This window comes from Methylobacterium sp. WL18, assembly GCF_008040015.1.
In the GTDB taxonomy this organism is placed as follows: Bacteria; Pseudomonadota; Alphaproteobacteria; order Rhizobiales; family Beijerinckiaceae; genus Methylobacterium; species Methylobacterium mesophilicum.
Genome location: NZ_VRVD01001042.1, coordinates 1 through 1,024 on the forward strand (window position 1 = coordinate 1; position 1,024 = coordinate 1,024).

General features: G+C 69.5%; 1 protein-coding gene. It reads left to right on the plus strand.

Annotated features, from left to right (window positions below; genetic code table 11):
• Positions 1–490: 490 nt before the first annotated feature.
• Positions 491–1,024, plus strand: a 534-nt coding sequence (locus tag FV228_RS30750; RefSeq protein ID WP_246694097.1) for a GAF domain-containing protein, incomplete at its 3' end; no start/stop codon positions are given.

Consider the following 1,024-nt stretch of genomic DNA (forward strand, 5'->3'; position numbering starts at 1 on the left):
ACGCGGCAGGTCGGCGGCCGAGGCGGCGCCGGTCAGGAGGGCCGTGGCGGCGCTCGCGAGAAGAAGCTTCTTGATCATCTGGTCCTCAATCTCCCGTTGATCGGGATGTGCCGGATGACAGGACGTGAGGACGGCCCGACGCGATAGTGCAGCTTTGCAACAGCGCCCGCGAAGGCTCCGAACCGGTGCCCGAAAACGTGCGCTGGCACACATCGAGGGTGCCAAAAGCCTCGGACTGCGCATTATTGGGCCAAATCTGCTGGCGGATAGAACTATTCCTCCACTCCGCCGACAGCTGTCCATCGTTAACTTGGCGGCAACATCCGCAGCCCGGCGGGCGGCGTGCCTCCGCGGTCGCGTCGCCTGCAGATTGCACGGCCAGGCAGGGTGCGGGCGTCACGTCCCGAAGGATGTCTCCGCGCGGGGCCGGCCGACGGCAATCGCCGCGTGCGGCGTGGACGATCCGGGCTACTTCCCGTAGCTTCGGGCCATGTCAGAGGCCCATTTCCCGCCCGATCCCGGGCTGGCGCGGGCAATCGACCGCCTGGCGGTCGCCCGGTCCATCGCGGACGTCGTGTCCATCCTGCGCGAGACGGCGCGGGACATCGTCGGCTCCGACGGGATCGCCGTGGTCCTGCGCGAGGGCGAGTCCTGTTTCTATGCCGCGGAGGACGCGATCGAGCCGCTCTGGTGCGGCCGCCGGTTCCCGCTCACCGCCTGCATCTCCGGCTGGGCGATGCTCAACGACCGGACCGCCGTGGTCCCGGATATCGAACTCGATGCACGATTGCCGGTCGAGGCCTACCGCGCCACGTCGATGCGCAGCCTGGTGATGGTGCCGATCGGGTCGCCCGAGCCGATGGCGGCGCTGGGTGCCTATTGGTGTGCGTCGGTGATCCCGGACGACGGTACGGTCTGCCGGATCGAGACGCTGGCCCGGCAGGCCGCGGTCGCGCTGGTTCGCCTGCGCGTCCCCTCGTATGCCGGGAGCCCGGTTTCGGCGCCGCGGCCCGTCGGTGAGGCC